The organism is Kitasatospora sp. NPDC086801 (assembly GCF_044745805.1).
In the GTDB taxonomy this organism is placed as follows: Bacteria; Actinomycetota; Actinomycetes; order Streptomycetales; family Streptomycetaceae; genus Kitasatospora.
The window spans coordinates 135,783-152,422 of the sequence record NZ_JBIVAX010000015.1 but is presented as its reverse complement, the minus strand read 5'-3'; the positions used below and the strand labels follow the sequence as shown (position 1 = coordinate 152,422).

Annotated in this window: 17 protein-coding genes; 11 read left to right on the top strand and 6 right to left on the bottom strand. The window is 72.4% G+C overall.

Annotated elements, in window-relative coordinates; translation table 11 throughout:
- Nucleotides 1-150 precede the first annotated feature (150 nt).
- Nucleotides 151-1,887 carry a condensation domain-containing protein gene (locus ACIPLC_RS18675; RefSeq protein WP_400474083.1) on the bottom strand — a complete coding sequence of 579 codons (1,737 nt, stop codon included), beginning with the start codon at nt 1,885-1,887 and terminating at the stop codon, nt 151-153.
- 439 nt (nt 1,888-2,326) lie between these two features.
- Here ACIPLC_RS18675 and ACIPLC_RS18670 point away from each other — a divergent pair, with 439 nt between their 5' ends.
- The 10 genes from ACIPLC_RS18670 to ACIPLC_RS18625 are packed head-to-tail and all read left to right on the top strand — an operon-like array spanning nt 2,327 to nt 10,478.
- Complete coding sequence (locus tag ACIPLC_RS18670) at nt 2,327-3,844, top strand: AMP-binding protein (RefSeq protein WP_400474082.1); 1,518 nt, start codon at nt 2,327-2,329, stop codon at nt 3,842-3,844.
- On the top strand, nt 3,841-4,110 hold the full coding sequence (locus ACIPLC_RS18665) for an acyl carrier protein (RefSeq protein WP_400474081.1): 270 nt from the start codon (nt 3,841-3,843) through the stop codon (nt 4,108-4,110). The genes ACIPLC_RS18670 and ACIPLC_RS18665 overlap by 4 nt, the downstream gene beginning before the upstream one ends.
- Before the next feature lie 2 nt (nt 4,111-4,112).
- Complete coding sequence (locus ACIPLC_RS18660) at nt 4,113-5,189, top strand: anthranilate phosphoribosyltransferase (RefSeq protein ID WP_400474080.1); 1,077 nt, start codon at nt 4,113-4,115, stop codon at nt 5,187-5,189.
- A complete protein-coding gene (gene trpA, locus ACIPLC_RS18655; RefSeq protein WP_400474079.1) occupies nt 5,186-6,040 on the top strand; it encodes a tryptophan synthase subunit alpha in 855 nt (284 codons plus the stop codon). The genes ACIPLC_RS18660 and trpA overlap by 4 nt, the downstream gene beginning before the upstream one ends.
- Nucleotides 6,021-6,395: an ectoine synthase gene (locus tag ACIPLC_RS18650; protein WP_400474078.1), complete on the top strand. Its 375-nt coding sequence runs from the start codon at nt 6,021-6,023 to the stop codon at nt 6,393-6,395. Before trpA ends, ACIPLC_RS18650 begins: the two co-directional genes overlap by 20 nt.
- Before the next feature lie 12 nt (nt 6,396-6,407).
- Nucleotides 6,408-7,547 carry an acyl-CoA dehydrogenase family protein gene (locus ACIPLC_RS18645; protein WP_400474077.1) on the top strand — a complete coding sequence of 380 codons (1,140 nt, stop codon included), beginning with the start codon at nt 6,408-6,410 and terminating at the stop codon, nt 7,545-7,547.
- 6 nt (nt 7,548-7,553) lie between these two features.
- Nucleotides 7,554-8,291 carry an N-(5'-phosphoribosyl)anthranilate isomerase gene (locus ACIPLC_RS18640; protein ID WP_400474076.1) on the top strand — a complete coding sequence of 246 codons (738 nt, stop codon included), beginning with the start codon at nt 7,554-7,556 and terminating at the stop codon, nt 8,289-8,291.
- Nucleotides 8,292-9,083 (top strand): indole-3-glycerol-phosphate synthase, encoded by a 792-nt coding sequence (locus ACIPLC_RS18635; RefSeq protein WP_400474075.1) that lies wholly within the window; start codon nt 8,292-8,294, stop codon nt 9,081-9,083. It abuts the gene before it with no gap.
- Between the two features lie 4 nt (nt 9,084-9,087).
- Nucleotides 9,088-9,303 carry an MbtH family protein gene (locus ACIPLC_RS18630; protein WP_400474074.1) on the top strand — a complete coding sequence of 72 codons (216 nt, stop codon included), beginning with the start codon at nt 9,088-9,090 and terminating at the stop codon, nt 9,301-9,303.
- Nucleotides 9,304-9,335: 32 nt separating this feature from the next.
- Nucleotides 9,336-10,478: a Glu/Leu/Phe/Val dehydrogenase dimerization domain-containing protein gene (locus tag ACIPLC_RS18625; protein WP_400474073.1), complete on the top strand. Its 1,143-nt coding sequence runs from the start codon at nt 9,336-9,338 to the stop codon at nt 10,476-10,478.
- 203 nt (nt 10,479-10,681) lie between these two features.
- Here the strand turns inward: ACIPLC_RS18625 and ACIPLC_RS18620 are convergent, their stop codons facing one another.
- A complete protein-coding gene (locus tag ACIPLC_RS18620) occupies nt 10,682-10,879 on the bottom strand; it encodes a ferredoxin (protein WP_400474072.1) in 198 nt (65 codons plus the stop codon).
- 41 nt (nt 10,880-10,920) lie between these two features.
- Complete coding sequence (locus tag ACIPLC_RS18615) at nt 10,921-12,120, bottom strand: cytochrome P450 (protein ID WP_400474071.1); 1,200 nt, start codon at nt 12,118-12,120, stop codon at nt 10,921-10,923.
- A 232-nt stretch (nt 12,121-12,352) separates the two neighbouring features.
- Between ACIPLC_RS18615 and ACIPLC_RS18610 the strand changes: the two genes are divergently transcribed.
- Complete coding sequence (locus ACIPLC_RS18610; protein ID WP_400474070.1) at nt 12,353-12,907, top strand: MarR family winged helix-turn-helix transcriptional regulator; 555 nt, start codon at nt 12,353-12,355, stop codon at nt 12,905-12,907.
- Between the two features lie 127 nt (nt 12,908-13,034).
- Here ACIPLC_RS18610 and ACIPLC_RS18605 read toward each other — a convergent pair whose 3' ends face one another.
- The 3 genes from ACIPLC_RS18605 to hppD form a co-directional block, all read right to left on the bottom strand.
- Nucleotides 13,035-14,264: a PLP-dependent aminotransferase family protein gene (locus tag ACIPLC_RS18605; protein ID WP_400474100.1), complete on the bottom strand. Its 1,230-nt coding sequence runs from the start codon at nt 14,262-14,264 to the stop codon at nt 13,035-13,037.
- 65 nt (nt 14,265-14,329) lie between these two features.
- A complete protein-coding gene (locus ACIPLC_RS18600) occupies nt 14,330-15,511 on the bottom strand; it encodes an alpha-hydroxy acid oxidase (RefSeq protein ID WP_400474069.1) in 1,182 nt (393 codons plus the stop codon).
- Complete coding sequence (gene hppD, locus ACIPLC_RS18595) at nt 15,508-16,620, bottom strand: 4-hydroxyphenylpyruvate dioxygenase (RefSeq protein ID WP_400474068.1); 1,113 nt, start codon at nt 16,618-16,620, stop codon at nt 15,508-15,510. Before hppD ends, ACIPLC_RS18600 begins: the two co-directional genes overlap by 4 nt.
- Between the last annotated feature and the right edge of the window lie 20 nt (nt 16,621-16,640).

Sequence of the window (16,640 nt, the reverse complement as noted above, 5' to 3'; positions counted from 1 at the left end):
CCGGCTCACCCCCGGCGGCCCTGCTCCGGGCCGCGCGGACGCGTTGATCGAGCAGAGCCCGGGTGGCGGCCGGCGTGGAACCGGTCGAGGGAGTGGCTCCGGGTGTGGGACCGGTCGGTCGGCCGGGCTCGGGTCGACTGTGCTGTGCCTTCACGGGTGACAGGCCTTTCCGGCGGGAAGCGGTTCCGCTTCGGCGGCGGCGCCGAGGTCCGCCAGCAACGCCGCGTCGATGCCGCCGGCGAGTTCGGCGACGGTCGGGTGGTAGAACAGCAGGGCGACCGGCAGTTCGAGGTCGAGTGCCCGGCCGAGTCGGGACATGACCTTCGAGGCGAGGAGCGAATGGCCGCCCAGCTCGAAGAAGTCGCTGTGCACGCCGTCCGGGGTGACATCGAGCACCTCGGCCCAGGTCTCCAGCACGAGCAGCTCGGTCTCGGTCTCGGTCCTGGTGGCGGGAGCGCCTGCCTGGTCGGCACCGGACTGCGGGGCCGCGGGCCGCGGGGTGGGAGTGGTGGGAGCGATGGGAGTCGAGCGGCTCACGCGGAGGCCGGGAGGGGTCTCCCACGCCGATATCGGCCGTTCGGGGCTGTCGGCGAGATGGTCGAGCAACGCCCTGAAACCCTCGGAGAGTTGCCGCACCGTGTCGCGGTCGAAGAGGTCGGTGGCGTAGCGGACGACGCCGGTGAAGCGATCACCGTGGTCCGTCATGGAGACCTCGATGTCGAACTTCGCCACGTCGTTCGGTATCTGATGGTCGCTCACCTCAAGTCCCGGAAGGCCGGACGGGAGCGCGGGCGGATCCTCCAGCTGGAACATGACGGTGAACAGCGGGTGTTGGCCGAGATCGCGTTCGGGCCGCAGCTCCTGCACCAGTCGTTCGAAGGGGACGTCCTGGTGGGCGTAGGCCTCCACCGCGCACCGCCGTACCCGGGCGAGCACGTCGGTGAAGCCGGGGTCGCCCGACAGGTCGGTGCGCAGGACGAGCGTGTTGACGAAGAAGCCGACCAGCGGCTCCACCTCGATCCGGGTCCGCCCGGAGATCGGCGTCCCCACCGTCACGTCGGCCTGTCCCGTGCAGCGCGCGAGCAGGACCTGGAAGGCGGCCAGCAGCGTCATGAACGGCGTCACCTCATGGGTGCGCCCCAGGGTGCGGATGCGGTCGGCGAGTTCTGCGGGGATCTCGATCTCGACCTGGTCGCCCCGGCCTGACCACGCCGTGGGGCGGGTTCGGTCCGTCGGCAGCGCCGACGGGCTCAGGTCGGCCAAGCGCTCGTGCCAGTAGGCGAGTTGGTCCAGCAGTGCGGTTCCAGCCTGGTGGCTCCGTTGCCAGTCGGCGAAATCGGCGTACTGGACGGGCAGCTCCGCCAGGGCGATCGGCCGGCCGTCGACGGCGGCGCCGTATCCGGCGGAGAACTCCTGCCACAGCACCGACAGCGACCAGCCGTCGCAGGCGATGTGATGGATCACCAGGACCAGCAGGTGGTCGTCGGGGGCGGTGCGGATCAGTCGGGCCCGCAGCATCGGAGCGGTCCCGAGGTCGAACGGGGTCGCCAGGTCGGCGGCCACCAGCTCCCGGGCCCGCTGCCAGGCCTGCTCCGCCGAGGTGTGCGTCAGGTCGGTGATCGTCGGGACGAAGGTCTCGACCGGCTCCGTGGCGTGGCGCGGGCCGTCCTCGGAGTCGACGATCCTGCCGCGCAACACCTCGTGACGCCGCACGACGTCGGTCAGCGCCCGGACGAGCGCCCCCTGGTCCAGCCGGCCGCGCAGGCGAACCGCGGTCGGGACGTTGTGGTCCGGCCGACCCGGTCGCAGTCGATCGAGGAACCACAGCCGTTGCTGGGCGAAGGACAACGGGGTCGGAGCGTGCGCGCGCCGATCGGAGCCAGGCATGACGGATCCACCTTTCACGGCGATCGGGAACGCTTCAGCGCCCCGGAAATCCCCTCGCCGATTCGCTACTTGGCGAACAGTACGGCGGATACTAGGTCGCTCCCGTCTCACTCCGCAAGATCGAGAACAGGGTTGCAGGCATCAAGACAATATTTACGCCAGTCCACCGGAATCCTTATGTAGATCGAACACGCTCGACGGCTAGCATCGGCGCGGCCGGTCATGGAACCGTCTCTGACGTGCTGTCATGACGCTGATCGGTGAACCCACTTCCGTGGACGGGCGCCACGTGGTAATTCTTCTGTCCGCCAGGGGCGGCCGAATGGGGCCCCTTTAGTGTCGGGCCTTCATCGTTCCGAATGAGATCGGTGAACCCGTTGCATGAACTCATCCGTTGTCTATGAACTCACCCCCGTTGCATGAACTCGGAGAAGTCGTGATGCAGCAGCAGAGCCTGGTGGGTTCATTCGTCTCGCACGCCACCAGCCACCCCGGTGATCCGGCGCTGGTATGGCACGGAGAAGAGACGACCTACCGTGAACTCCACCGGCTGGCGGAGCGGGAGCGCGCCCGGATCGCCCGGCTCGCCCGGGGCGAGGACGAGCCGATCGGCATCCTGGCCGCCAAGTCGCCCCCGGCGATCGCCCTGGTGCTCGCCTGCCTGCTGGAAGGGCGGCGCTTCCTGCTGCTGCCGGCGCCCACGCCGGAGGGGAGAACGCCCCACGCGTTGGTCGAGCGGGCCGGAATCCGGCACGTCCTGTCGCCGGAGAGCCCCCGGACGCCCGGACCCGGGCCGGGTGACTCGGACCAGTCGGCGGAACCGAAGGCGCCGCGCCGTACGGAGCCCGCCGACGCCTCCTTCATGTTCACCACCTCCGGTTCCACCGGGCGGCCGAAGGTCGTGCCACTGAGTACGGGGGCGGTGGACCGCTTCACCACCTGGGCCGGCGAGCGGTTCGGCATCCGTCGGGGAACGACGGTCCTCAACTACGCCCCGCTCACCTTCGATCTGTGCCTGCTGGACATCTGGACCACGCTCAAGTACGGCGGCCGCGTCGTCCTGGTCGATCCGGCCCGGGCCACCCAGCCGGGCCACCTGCTGGACCTCGTGTCCCGCCACGCGGTCCAACTCGTCCAGGCGGTACCGATGTTCTACCGGCTGCTGGTCGACGCGGCCGCGGAGAGCGGCCGGCGGCTCGACACGGTCGAGCACGTCGTCTTCACCGGTGACAGCATGCCCGCCCGCTGCCTGGCCGAACTTCCGCAGCTGTTCACCGGCGCGCGGTTCTACAACGTCTACGGCTGCACCGAAACCAACGACAGCTTCCTGCACGAGGTCGACGGCACCGAGCCGGCGGACGGCCCGGTGCCGATCGGGCGCCCGCTGCCCGGAGTCCACGCGGTGGTCGTCGGTGCCGACGGCGGGATCCTGACCGGACCGGGAACCGGCGAGCTCCAGGTCGCGACGCCGTTCCAGACCGACGGCTACCTGGACCGGGAACAGGACGCGGACAAGTTCGCGACCCACCACCACGACGGGGAGACGCGGCGCTACTTCCGCAGTGGCGACCTCGTGCGGCGTGACCGGGACGGCCGCATCACCCTGGAGGGCCGGAACGACCACCAGGTCAAGGTCCGCGGCGTGCGGGTCAACACCCATGAGGTCGAGCAGGTGCTGCTCGACCATCCCGACGTCGTCGAGGCGGCCGTGGTCGCCGTGCCCGACCCGGTGGCCGGCCGCCTGCTGCGCAGCGTGGTCCGCCGCGCCCCGGACAGCCGGCTGAACTCGCTGGCGCTGCGCCGGCACTGCGCACAACGGCTTCCGCTCACCGCGGTCCCCTCGACCCTGCTGATCGTGGACGACCCGCTGCCCAGGACGTCCACCGGAAAGATCGACCGCACGCCCCTCCAGCGCGCCTGCTCCCCGTCCCAGCCAAACGAAGGAACGGCCACGTGAAACACGCCGCGGTAGTCACGCAGTTCATCATCGAGGAGTTCCTGCCGGACGTCGGCGCGAACGAACTGGACGCCGACTACGACCTCGTGGACGGCGGGGTCATCGACAGCCTCGGCCTGCTCAAGACGATCGCCTGGCTCGAGGACTGCTTCGACCTGCGCGTCGAGGAGATCGACCTCGACCTCGACCCGGACAGCTTCCGCTCGGTCGGCTCGATCAGCCGGTTCATCGAACGGGCCCAGCAGCACCGGACGGACTCCCACTAGCCATGCACGAGGTGCTGCGAGCGCTGATCGACCGGGACCGCACCGTCGTCGACCAGGAGATGTGGGGGTCCTTCTGGGACCAGCTGCGTGACGGCGCCCTCCGCTCCGGCGAGACGGTGGCGCTGCTGTCCTCGCTGTCCACCCGGATGCCCGATCGGGACACGCTGGTCGCCATGCTCCGCTCGCTGGACGAGCGCCGGCCGGTCGTCGCCGCGCGGCTGGACGACACGGCCAACATCGTCGGCACCGGAGGCGGGCCGGCCACGTTCAACATCTCCACCGCGGCGGCGTTCGTCGCCGCCGCCCTGGGCGTGCGCATCGTCAAGACGGGATCCCGCGCCTACACGAGCACCTGCGGCTCCCACGATCTGCTCGACCGTCTCGGCATCGGAACGACCACCTCGTACGAACAGACCGACGCCCTGCTGGACCGCTTCGGCATCGCCTTCCCGGGGAACTTCGTCTACCCGCGAGAGGTGGCGCTGCTGGCCCGGAGCATCGTGCCGATGGACCTGCGGATGATCGGCGGATTCATCAACTCCGTCGGCCCCTTCCTGGCCGCGGTGCCGGTCTCCGCCCAACTCGTCGGTGTCTCGGACCATTCGCTGCTGCCGACTCTGGGGGAGGTCGCCGCCACCGTCGCCGACCGGAGGATCTGGCTGTGCTCCAACGAGCTGGGGATCGACGAGCTGGTCAGCTCCGTCGACAACGTCGTCCTCACCAATGACGGCACCGACGCGATCCGACTTCGGGCCGAGGCTCCCGGGGCTCCCAAGGCTCCCGGAAACGGCACCGGCACCGGCACCGGCGCGATCGCCGAACTACGGCCGACCGGAGCGGGAGAGGACGTGGTCGACCACTTCCTCGGCGTGCTCTCCGGAGGCGGGACGGGTCTCGCAACGCGGACCGTCTGCCTGAACGCCGCCGCCCTGGCCGTCGCGAGCGGGCTGATCGGCGGGTGGCCGGAGGCGATCAGGGCGGCCGAGGACGCCCTCCGCAGCGGCGCCGCCCGCGACCTCGTCGACCGCTTGCGCGCGCACCCGGCGCGCCGCGTGACAACCACGGCGCGTGCGCGGTGAGCGGGTTCTTCGCACGCCGGCCACCGGACCAGCCCGGCCTGGCGATGTTCCTCAACGCCGGAGATCCCCCGCTGCCCGTCCTGGCCGACGTCATGCGGATGCTCGACGACTGCCGCGTGGACTGCCTGGAGCTGGCGGTGCCCTTCCCCCACTCGGTCACCGACGGGCCGGTCATCCGCCGATCGGCGCAGCGGGCCCTGGCCGACGGCGGCGGCGGACTCGACGAGGTGCTCGACTTCCTCAGCGGGATCCTGCCCCGGCTGCGCCACCTGCGGGTGGCACTGCTGGCCGACTGGAGCCACACGGTCAGAGGCCTGACCGTGCCCGGCTTCGTCCGGCGGGTCGCCGACTCGGGCGTCGACGGCCTGCTGGTCCACGGCCTGCCGCCGCGGCTACGGGCCGGCTACCTCGAAGCGGTGCAGGAGGCGGGGCTGCCCGTGGTCGCCACCTGCTACGCCGCGTCGACGGCCGAGGTGAAGGCCGCGGCCGCCGAGTCCGCCACCGCGTACCTGTACCTGGTGGCCCACTACGGTCGCAGCGGCGGCAAGCTCACGGTCGACCGCCAGGAGCTGGCCGACGCGCTGGCCGCACTGCGCAGGACGACCGCCGTGCCGATCGCCGTCGGATTCGGCGTCCGCTCCCGGGCGGACATCGACCTGCTGCACGGCCTCGGCGCCGACGCCGCGGTCGTGGGCAGCGCGGGGGTCGCCCGCATCGAGCACGCCCTCGCCGAAGGGACCGACGTGGTCGAGGAGTTCCACACCTTCGTGCACACCGTTTCGCCGTATTCAGCAAGCCGCTCATTCAGCAAGCCGCTAGGAGGCACATCCGATGATCGTCCGACGCCTTGACGAGGTGAAGACCGTGGACTGGGGCAACGGGCTCAGCCGCAGGTTCCTTCTCGAATCCGACGGCCTGGGCTACACGATGACGGACACCACCGTCCGTGCCGGCACCAAGTCGAGGCTGGAGTACCGCCGCCACCTGGAGGCCTGCTACTGCATCAAGGGAACGGGCCAGGTCGTGGACGCACGCGGCACGTCCCACCCGATCGAGCCGGGCACGCTGTACGCGCTCGACCTGCACGACGCCCACTTCCTGATCGCGGACCAGGACGAGGACCTCCGCCTGGTGTGCGTGTTCTCGCCCGCGTTGCGCGGCGACGAGCGCCACAACCTGGACTCAGCCGATTTCTCCGAGTACTAACAGGACTGACAGATGATCAGGTGGAACGCCGACCAGACCGCTCTGGGTGAGGGGATCGCCCAGTGGTGCGAGGAGCTCAGCTCGGGCCATCTCGAAGGGGACGCGGAAGGCGCCTTCCCGTGGGACAAGTGGAAGCTGATCCAGAGGTCCGGAATCCTCGGACTGCCGTTCGACGAGCAGTGGGGCGGGCTGGGCCAGGATCTGGTCACCACCATGCACGTGCTCGAACAACTCGGTACCGGGTGCCGCGACGGCGGACTGAACTTCTCGGTCGCCACCCACCTGGTCAGTGTCGGAGTCCCGCTGCAACGGTTCGGCTCGCCGGAGCTCAAGGCGCGCCACCTGCCGGGGATCTGCTCGGGAGAGACGATCGGGGCGCACGCGATCAGCGAGACCGAGAGCGGCTCCGACGCGCTGGCGATGAGGACCACGGCCACCCGCGAGGGCGACGGCTTCGTGCTGCGGGGCGGCAAGTCCTTCGTCACCAACGGCCCGGTGGCCGACGTGTTCGTGGTCTACGCGCGCACCCACCCGAAGGGCGGCCCGCTCAGCATCTCCGCCTTCGTCGTGGAGCGGGACACCCCGGGGCTCGTCGTCGGGCCACCCGTCGCCACCATGGGGCTGCGGACCGCGCCGCTGAGCGAACTGCACTTCGACGACTGCAGGATCCCCGCGTCCGCCGTGATCGGCCGGGTCGGATCCGGGTTCCTGGTCCTGGACCACGTGATGAAGTGGGAGATCCTCTGCTCCTTCGTCATCAACACCGGGCAGATGCGGTACCGGCTCGACCGCTGCGTCGAGTACGCCAAGGAGCGCGTCCAGTTCGGCAAGCCGATCGGCTCGTACCAGTCGATCTCCCACAAGATCGTGGAGATGGGGATCGGCTTGGACACCGCGCGGAAATGGCTCTACGACACGGCGGTTCGGCTGACGGAGGGCGAGAACGTCACGAGGGACATCGCCGTCAGCAAGCTGCTCGCCAGCGAGAGCAACCTCTCCTCCGCACTGGCCGCCGTGCAGATCTTCGGCGGCAGCGGGTACCTGGCCGAGTACGGACTGGAGAAGGACGTGCGCGACGCGGTCGCCGGCCCGATCTACTCGGGCACGTCGGAGATCCAACGCAACCGCATCGCCGCCATGTTGGGGTTGTGACGCCTGATGCTGGTCAAGATCTGCGGAGCCGCCTCGGCCGAGGACGTGGCATCGCTCGACAGCGCCGGAGCCGACCTCGTCGGCCTGTGGCACGGCGTTCCAGGGGGTCGCGCGGAGCTGACGCTCCATCAACTAGAGCTGCTCGCAGACTCCGTGCACCGAACGGAGCGACTGCGTCCGGTCCTCGTGACCTTCCTCAACGACGCCGGGGCACTGCGCGCGGCGACGGCCGCCGCCCGGGTGCGGTGGGTCCAACTGCACGGCTACCAGCCGCCGGGTCTGGTCCGCGCCCTGAAGGGCACCACGGACCTCACCGTGGTCAAGGTGCTGCACCTCGGTACGGACACCCGCGCGGAGCGGTCCCTGATCGCGGCGTACGAGCGGGCGGGCACGGACCTCTTCCTGCTGGACGCGGTGGCCGGGGACGGCCGGATCGGCAGCACCGGGCAACCGGCGGACTGCGGGGCCGTCATCGAGATCGCGGACCGCCTCTCGCGGCCCTTCCTGCTGGCCGGCGGCATCTCGGCCGACAACCGGGAGGACTACCGGGCGGTGGTGGACCACCCCCTGTTCCTGGGCATCGACGTGGACACGGCGGCCAGGGACCTCGACGGACGGCTGAGCACCGACCGGGTCACGGCCCTGCGGCGCGGCTGGCGAGTGACGGACGGCACCGGGGCGGCCGGGCCCTCGTTCGGATCACGTCGGATCAGCGCGCGGTGTGATCCGCAGGAGAGGGCCTAGATGACGGCCGAGTTCATCGAGGCGCTGCTGGACGCCCGCCGACCGGTGATCATGGAGCTCAAGCGGCAGGACGCCGCAGGGCACGACCTGTTCGGCGACAGGTCGGCCGCCCGTCTGGTCGCCGACTACCAGGACGTCGGCGCACCCTGCCTGTCCGTGGTGACCGGGCGGTGGTTCGGCGGCACCCGGGAACTGCTGCGGGAGGTCGTGGAAGCGACGGACCTGCCCGTGCTGCAGAAGGACTTCATCACCCGCCGGAGCCAACTGCACCAGGCCCGCGAGAGCGGCGCGTCCGCGATCCTGCTCACCGCCGCGCTGCTGCCGCGCGCCACCCTGGGCCATCTGGTCGACCTCGGCCTGCGCCTGGGCCTGACACCGTTCGTCGAGGTCACCACCGAGGAGGAGATCAGCCGCGTGCCACGCGCCGAGGAGTGCGTGGTCGCGGTGAACAACAAGGACATCGCCGACCGCGAACGCGGCGCGGGCGACCTCGGGCGGAGCTCGTCACTCCTGCCCGCAGTGCTGCGCAGCGGCACCCGGTGCCCGGTGAGTGCCGGGGCCATCCGCTGCCCGGATGACGCCGCCCGCCTGCTCGGGGAGGGCTTCGCCGGTGTGCTCATCGGGACGGGCCTCCTGCGCGCCGCCGGCCTGCCGGAATGGCTGGACGGCCTCGACGCCCGCCTCGACGCCCGTCCTGGGCCCCGTCCCGATACCCGTCCCGACGCCGGCCGCGAGTCGGCTCCCCCCGTCCGCCGCCCGGCGGACCCCTCAACCACCGACACCTGGAGGTAACGGCATGACCAGCGAAGCGCCCGAGCAGTGGAAGGTCGTCGTCAACGACGAGGAGCAGTACTCGATCTGGTCCGCCGACCGCGAGTCGCCGGCGGGCTGGCGCGAGGTCGGCGTCCGGGGCGCGAAGGAGGAATGCCTCGCGCACATCGAACGCGTGTGGACCGACCTGCGCCCCCGCAGCCTGCGCCTGCGGTCCGTCCCGGAGGACGGTGCGCAGTGAATCGGACGCTCGCACCGCACGGTGCGCGCCCGGTGACCGAGCCCATGCTCTCCACCACCCTGAACCTCCCGGGGTGTCAGGCCCGGGGCTGGGTCGTCGTCGACTCCATGGTCGACGGCCTGGCCATGGGCGGCACCAGGATGACCCGGACGGTGACCGAGCAGGAGCTGACCGGGCTCGCCAGGGCGATGTCCCACAAGCTGGCGCTGGTCGGCCTGCCCATCGGTGGCGCCAAGGCCGGCATCGCACCCGATCCGGGCGCCACCGTCGAGCGGCAGGCGGTGATGCGGGGGTTCGGCCGCGCCGCGGCCCCGCTGCTGCACGGCGGGGTGTACCTGGGGTGCGACCAGGGCACCACCTACGCCGACCGGCAGCTGGCCTTCGAGGCCGCCGGGTACGACGTCGCCAACCGCCCCGGCACCACCCGCCTCACCGTCGGCTGGGCCGAACTGTGGGACCACATGGCCGACATCACCGGGTTCGGCGTGGCCGTCGCGGTGCTCGGCGCCCTACGGGCCTCGGGTGCGCGGGCCCCGCAGCGCATCGCGATCCAGGGCTTCGGCACCGTCGGGCGCGCGGTGGCCGGGCACCTGGCCGCCCACGGTCACCGGGTGGTGGCGGTGGCCGACGTCCGGGGCACCATCGAGGACCAGCGCGGACTGCCCGTCGCCGAACTCGCCGCGCTCACCAGCAGCGACGGCACGATCGACCGGAGCCGGCTGCCCGCCCGGGTCACGGTCCACGGGCCCGGGCAGGCGTGGCTGCACGTCGACGCCGACGTGCTGGTGCTGGCGGCATCCGCCTCCGCGGTCGACGAGGAGGCGGTGCCGGCGGTCCGGGCCCGCCTGGTGGTCGAGGGCGGAAACCTGAGCTGCACGGCACCGGCCCGCCGGTTGCTGCGCGAGGCCGGCCACACCGTCCTGCCGGACGTGGTGGTCAACGTCGGCGGAGCGGCGGCAACCGGGTGCGTGCTCGCCGGGCTGGCCCCGTCCGACCTGCCGCTCCCGCACCTGTCCGAGTGGCTGCGCGCCTGGGTCTCCAGCCGGATCGCCGGGAACTGCGAGCTGGTGCAGGAGCTGAGCGCCTCGGGCAGCGCCGATCCGGTCGCGCAGCTCCTCGGGTCGCGCGCGGCCCCGGCCGGCGCCTCCGAACCGGGGGCGCCGCCCGAGCGGTGATCCGGCCGGAGGGCGCGCCCTCGGGACGGGCGACGCATCGGCCGACCGGGCCCCCGGCCGGCCGTGCTGTCCGGCGGGGCGGCGGGGCGATGCGGGTGGGGGCCTTGGGTGGCGAGGTGCCGGCCGGGGCCGAGGGCGCTCGGGGCGGTGCGGGGTGCACCGGCTGGTCGGCGCCTCGGCGGCGGCTGGTCGGTGCGGGGCGGTTACACCTGTTCCAGGCGGATCGCCGCGGCCGGGCAGACCGCGGCGGCGTCCTGGACGGCCTGGTGGAGGGCGGCGGGCGGTTCGGCGTCGAGGAGGAGGACGATGCCGTCCTCCTCGCGCTGGTCGAAGACCTCGGGGGCGGCGAGTACGCAGTGTCCGGCGCCGCAGCACTTTTCCTGGTCGATGTGGATGAGCATGGCTTCCCTTCGGGACGTGAGTGGTTCGGACTGGGGGCGCGCTACCAGGCGAGGGGCAGTTCGTGGACGCCGTAGATGAGCATGTCGCCGCGGAACCGGATCTCCTCGAACGGTACGGCCAGGCGCAGTTCGGGCAGTCGTCGCAGGATGGTGTTGAGGGCGATCTGCAGTTCCAGCCGGGCCAGCGGCTGCCCGAGGCACTGGTGGACGCCGAAGCCGAAGGCCAGGTGGAGGCGTGAGTCGCGGGAGAGGTCGAGTTCGTCGCCGCGCGGGAACTTCTCCTCGTCCCGGTTCGCGGCGCTGACCATGCAGATCACGCCCTCGCCCGCCCGGATCAGGACGCCGCCGACGGTGACGTCCTCGGTGGCGACCCGGGTCAGGCCGGAGTGCACGATGGTCAGGTAGCGCAGCAGTTCCTCGACGGCGCCGGTGACCGACTCCGGGTGCTCGCGCAGGTGGGCGAGCTGGGCGGGGTTCTGCAGCAGGGCCAGGATGGAGAGCGCGGTCATGTTCGCCGTGGTCTCGTGTCCGGCGACCAGCAGCAGCCGGCCCATGGCGCCGATCTCCTCGGTGCTCAGCTCGCCGCGGGCCACCAGGCGGCTGAGGATGCCGTCGTCGGGTTCGGCGCGCTTGGATTCGGTGAGCTTGACCAGGTAGTCGACCAGGTTCTTCTGGGCGATCTGCACCTCTTCGGCCGAGGAGTCGCGGCGCAGCAGGACCCGGCTGCAGTCCTGGAAGAAGTCGTGGTCCTGGTACGGGACGCCGAGCAGCAGGCAGATGACCAGGGACGGCAGCGGCAGGGCGAACTCGCGGACCAGGTCGCCGGAGGAGCGGCCGGCGGTCAGCTCGTCGAGCAGTTCGTCGGCGATGCGCTGGATCTCGGGGCGCAGCGCCTCGACCTTCTTGATCATGAACTCGCCGGTGAGCATCCGGCGCAGCTGGGCGTGCTCCGGGTCGTCCATCCGGATGAAGGTCCGCTGGCCGGTGCTCAACTGCCGGGCCCCGGCGCTGATGAACGGGAAGCCGGGCCGTTCGGCGTCCGAGCTGAAGCGGGCGTCGCTGAGCACGGCCTTGATGTCGTCGTGACGGGTGACCAGCCAGCTGGGGGTGCCGTCCCAGAGCGCGATCCGGCTGATCGGCTCCTCCTGCTGGGCCTGCTGGTAGGCCGGCGGCGGGTCGAACGGGCAGCCGCCACGGGCGGCGGGGTGGGTGAACCGGGGGTTCTGAGCGGCGGTGGCCATCATGGGCTCCCTTCGCGGAGCGGATTTGCCGGTGGCGCCGAGCGGATGGGCCTGCGGTGCCGTGGGGTAGCGCCCGGGACCATTGCGTGCCCTAAGCAACTAACTCACCGTCACGCTAACTCGCGGTCAGTGGTGGCGAAAGGGCCCATCCGGTGGCGAACGAATCTGTCCGGAAACCGGTCAGTGGTCGAGGCGGGAGCCACGCCCCGAACGGGGTCGCTACAGTTCCCCCATGCCGGACGCAACAGACAATCCGACCGCCACCTCCGAGCTGGAGGCGGTGCTGGCCTCGCTGGCCTACCTGCTGACCCGTTCGCAGGAGCACGAGCGCCAGACGGCGCGGGCCGGCATCAGGGCGGCGCGCTCGGACGTCTACCTGCTCCGCGCGCTCGCCGAGGCCGAGGAGGCCAGCCGGGTGGGCGACCTGGCTGCCCGGTTGATGGTCAAGCCCTCCCACGTCACCCGGCAGATCGACCGGCTGCAGACCCAGCAGTTGGTGGAACGCACCCCGGACGAACTGGACCGTCGGGCCCGCCAGGTGGCGCTCACGGCCGAGGGCCGGGCGATGCTCAACCGTCTGAAACAGGCCAACATCGCCGGTCTGGCCAATGCGCTGGACGGCATTCCGGCGCCGGACGTCGTCGCCACGGTCGGCGTGCTGCGCCACCTGGTGGACCGGTACGTGCGGCAGGTCCGGATCACGATGCTGTCCGAGGACGCCACGCCCTCGAACCGGGCGGACGTGAGGGGCGGGAGTGCCGACCCGGGTCCGTCCCACTGCACCTGACGCGGGGACGGGAAGGCGGTCGGTGAGCGGGCCGGAGCCTGGGCGCGAGGGGCGCGGGGGCGTGTGGGGCGCGGGGCGTGCGGGCGCGGGACTCGGAGGGGCGCCGGGGCGGGCGCCCCTCCTGAGGTCAGGACCGTGCGGCGATCAGGGCGGCCAGTCCGTCCAGCCCGCGGTCGAGGGTGTCCGGGTCGACCTGGCTGACCGAGAGCCGCAGCTGCCGCTCCCCGCCCGCGCCCGGGTAGAAGTGCGACATCGGGGTCCAGATCACCCCGTACTCCGAGGCCGAGAGTTCGAGCAGGGCGTCGTCCACCGCGCACGGCACCGTGAGCACCAGGAAGAACCCGCCGCGCGGCTCGTTCCAGCTCACCCCGCTGCCGGGCGGGAAGCGCCGGGCCAGGCCCGCCAGGACGAGGGCGAGGTTGCGCCGGTAGAGCGCGGCGACCTCGGTGTTGGCGGCCCGCAGGCTGTGGCCGTGTTCGAGCAGCGCCCCGCCGATCACGGCCTGGGCGATCGGTGAGGTGTTCACCGTGGTCATGCTCTTGATCATGCCGAGCAGGTCGGCCAGCAGGTCGGTGCCGCCCGCGCCGTCCGCCACCAGCTGGTCCGCCACCACGTACCCGACCCGGGCGCCCGGGAGGGCCGTCTTGGCGAAGGAGCCGAGGTGGACGACCCGCCGTTCGGTGTCCAGGGCCTTGAGCGAGGGCAGCCGCTCCTCGCCGGCGAAGACGCAGTACGGGTTGTCCTCCAGGAGGAGGAAGTCCTCCTCGGCGGCCAGGGCGAGCAGGTCCCGGCGCAGCTCCAGCGGCAGGCTGGCCCCGCTCGGGTTGGCGACGTCCGGTACCAGGTAGAGGGCGCGCGGGCGCAGCCCCTCGGCCCGGGCGGCGGCCAGCTGGCGGCGCAGGTCGGCGAGGTCCACCCCGTCCGGGCCGTCCGCCACCGGCCGCACCGGCAGGTCGGCGAGCAGCGCCGCGCCGGTCAGCCCCACGTACGTGGGCGAGACGGCCAGCACCACGTCCTCGGGGCCGCGGCGCAGCGCCCGCAGCACCAGGAACATCGCCTCCTGGCAGCCCACCGTCACCACGATCGACTCGGCGGGCACCTGGATGCCCTCGTCCACCGCGAGGTGGGTGGCGATCAGGTCGTGGATGATCCCCTTGGTCCGCCCGTACTGGAGCACCTGCCGCCGGGCCGCCTCCTCGGAGAGGCCGCGTTCGGCGCGCAGGTGGGCGACGTAGCGGTCCAGGTGGCGGTGGACGGCGTCCAGTTCGAAGAACTGCTCCGCCGGGCGGCCCGCCGCGAAGGAGACCGCGTCCGGGTAGCGGATGGAGATCTCGTTGAGCAGGTTCATCGAGGTCATCGCCGGGTCGGCGAGGGAGGGGTGCAGGTCGGCCCGCAGCAGGCCGTGGGGTGGGGCGGTGGTGGTCACGGGGCACTCCAGGTGGGGCAGGGCATGGGGGTGGTGCGCAGCGCGGCGGCCGCGCGCAGGTCGGCGCAGCCCGCGAGGCCGAGCGCGTGCCGCAGCTCCGCGGCCAGCAGGGCGAGCACCTGGGCGCAGCCGGCCTCGCCCCGGGCCGCCAGGCCCCAGATCATCGGGCGTCCGAGCAGCACCCCGGACGCCCCGAGGGCCAGGGCGGTGAGCACGTCCGAGCCGCCGCGCACCCCGCTGTCCAGCAGCACCTGGCAGTCGCGGCCCGCCAGCGCCTCGGCGACGGCGGGCAGCGCGGTGATCGAGGGGACGGCCCGGTCGAGCTGGCGGCCGCCGTGGTTGGAGACCACCACAGCCTCGGCGCCGAGTTCGGCGGCCCGCACCGCGTCCGCCGGGTCGAGCACCCCCTTGACCACCAGCGGAAGGCCGGTGTGCTCGCGCAGCCAGGCGAGATCCGCCCAGGTGACGGCGGGGGAGAGCAGTTCGGCGGTGTGCGCGGCCACCGCCGAGACGGCGGTGGTGGCCTGGTGGGCGCGCCCGGCGGCGCCGTCTTCGAGCAGGACGGCGCGGACGTCCGCGGGCAGGGCGAAGGCGTTCCTGGCGTCGCGCAGGCGGCGGCCCATGAACGGCACGTCGGCGGTGACGACCAGGCACTCGCTGCCCGCCGCCTCGGCCGCCGCGACCAGGTCGAGCAGGCGCCCCCGGTCGCGCAGCCAGTACAGCTGGAACCAGAGCGTGGCCCCCGTCGCGGCCAGCTCCTCGAAGCCGACGCTGCTGAGCGTGCCGACGGTGAACGGCACCCCGGCCGCGGCCGCCGCCCGGGCCGAGGCCAGCTCGCCCTCGGGGTGGAACAGCCGGTGGTACGCGACGGGCGCCACCGCCACCGGCAGGCTCGCGCGACTGCGCACCAGGGTGGTGGCGGTGTCGCAGGCGGAGACGTCGGCCAGCACCCTGGGCACCAGGGCCAGTTGGTCGAAGGCCGCCCGGTTGCCGGCGAGGGTGCGCTCCCGCTCCGCGCCGCCCGCCAGCCAGTCCCAGACCTCGGGCGCGAGCACGGCCCGGGCCAGCTCCTCGTACTCGCCGACGGAGAGTGCCGGGGTGGAGAGTGCCGGGGTGGAGAGCAGCTGGTGACCGTGCGTCGGGTCGGGCCGGGGCCCGGTCGGGGCCGGCGCGCTCATCCGGCCACTTCGCTGGCGCTGCGCTGGAGTTCGACGGCCTCGTAGAGGGCGCGGACGTTGTTGCTGCCGAAGGTGCGGGCCCGGATGCGCTCGATCACCTCGAAGAAGAAGGTGCCGCGCGGGTGCTGGGAGCGGGTGAAGATCTGGAACAGCTGGCCGTCGTGGTCCTGGTCGACCAGCAGGTGCAGGGCGCGCAGCTGGTCGAGGGAGTGCCGCAGCGGCGTCAGACGGGCGGGCAGCGCGTCGAAGTACGTGCCCGGGGTGCGCAGGAACGGCACGCCGAGCTCCGCCATCGCGGAGACGGAGTGCACGGCGTCGGCGGAGGAGAAGGCCACGTGCTGCACCCCGGCGCCGCCGTGGTCGGCGAGGAAGGAGGCGATCTGGCCGCCCGCGTCCGGGCTGAGCGGCTCGATCAGGGTGAGCGTGACGCTGTGGTCGGCGCTCTGCACGACCGCGGAGTCCATGCCGAGCGCACCGACCTCGATCCGCTCCTCGAAGATCATCCGGAAGTCGAAGACCTCGCAGTACCGGCGGACGGTCGCGCGCAGCTCGCCGGAGGGGACGCAGACCGCGAAGTGGTCGACGGAGCGCAGGCCCACCGTGCTGGAACCGCGTTCCTGATCGTGCCCGGCCGGGGCGGCGTCCGGCAGGCCGGGGATCCGGTCGGCGGGGACGTCGGGGCCGCGCTCGACCAGGGTGTGCACCACGTCGCCGAAGGCGCCGACCACCGCCGTGACGCAGCCGTGCGCGGCCTGCGGCGGGCGCAGCCCGTCGGCGCCCCGGCCGGTCAGGGTCCGGTAGGCGTCGGCGGCGTCCGGCACCCGCAGGGCCAGCGCGCCCACGCCGTCGCCGTGCCGGGCCAGGTAGTCGGTGGCCGGGTGGCCGCCGGCCAGCGGCTGGGTGAGCAGCAGCCGGATGGTGCCCTGCCCGACCAGCGCCGAGAGGCAGCGCTCGGCGGCCTCGCCGCGCTCGGTGGGCGGGACGAGCAGCTCGAAGCCGTACTCGCTGGTCAGCCGGGCGGTCTCGGCGGTGAGGTCGGACAGGTAGAACTCGACGTGGTCCAGTTCGAGGGGGAGCGGGGCGGCGGTGGGCGAGGAGCGGTCGGTCATCTGAGGAGCTTTCTGGTGAG

What these genes read in the sequence shown, in the direction of transcription:
- ACIPLC_RS18675 (WP_400474083.1), bottom strand. Translation starts at nt 1,887, where the DNA reads ATGCCTGGCTCCGATCGGCGCGCGCACGCTCCGACCCCGTTGTCCTTC.
- ACIPLC_RS18670 (WP_400474082.1), top strand. Translation starts at nt 2,327, where the DNA reads ATGCAGCAGCAGAGCCTGGTGGGTTCATTCGTCTCGCACGCCACCAGC.
- ACIPLC_RS18660 (WP_400474080.1), top strand. Translation starts at nt 4,113, where the DNA reads ATGCACGAGGTGCTGCGAGCGCTGATCGACCGGGACCGCACCGTCGTC.
- ACIPLC_RS18650 (WP_400474078.1), top strand. Translation starts at nt 6,021, where the DNA reads ATGATCGTCCGACGCCTTGACGAGGTGAAGACCGTGGACTGGGGCAAC.
- ACIPLC_RS18645 (WP_400474077.1), top strand. Translation starts at nt 6,408, where the DNA reads ATGATCAGGTGGAACGCCGACCAGACCGCTCTGGGTGAGGGGATCGCC.
- ACIPLC_RS18640 (WP_400474076.1), top strand. Translation starts at nt 7,554, where the DNA reads ATGCTGGTCAAGATCTGCGGAGCCGCCTCGGCCGAGGACGTGGCATCG.
- ACIPLC_RS18635 (WP_400474075.1), top strand. Translation starts at nt 8,292, where the DNA reads ATGACGGCCGAGTTCATCGAGGCGCTGCTGGACGCCCGCCGACCGGTG.
- ACIPLC_RS18630 (WP_400474074.1), top strand. Translation starts at nt 9,088, where the DNA reads ATGACCAGCGAAGCGCCCGAGCAGTGGAAGGTCGTCGTCAACGACGAG.
- ACIPLC_RS18620 (WP_400474072.1), bottom strand. Translation starts at nt 10,879, where the DNA reads ATGCTCATCCACATCGACCAGGAAAAGTGCTGCGGCGCCGGACACTGC.
- ACIPLC_RS18615 (WP_400474071.1), bottom strand. Translation starts at nt 12,120, where the DNA reads ATGGCCACCGCCGCTCAGAACCCCCGGTTCACCCACCCCGCCGCCCGT.
- ACIPLC_RS18610 (WP_400474070.1), top strand. Translation starts at nt 12,353, where the DNA reads ATGCCGGACGCAACAGACAATCCGACCGCCACCTCCGAGCTGGAGGCG.
- ACIPLC_RS18605 (WP_400474100.1), bottom strand. Translation starts at nt 14,264, where the DNA reads ATGACCTCGATGAACCTGCTCAACGAGATCTCCATCCGCTACCCGGAC.
- ACIPLC_RS18600 (WP_400474069.1), bottom strand. Translation starts at nt 15,511, where the DNA reads ATGAGCGCGCCGGCCCCGACCGGGCCCCGGCCCGACCCGACGCACGGT.
- hppD (WP_400474068.1), bottom strand. Translation starts at nt 16,620, where the DNA reads ATGACCGACCGCTCCTCGCCCACCGCCGCCCCGCTCCCCCTCGAACTG.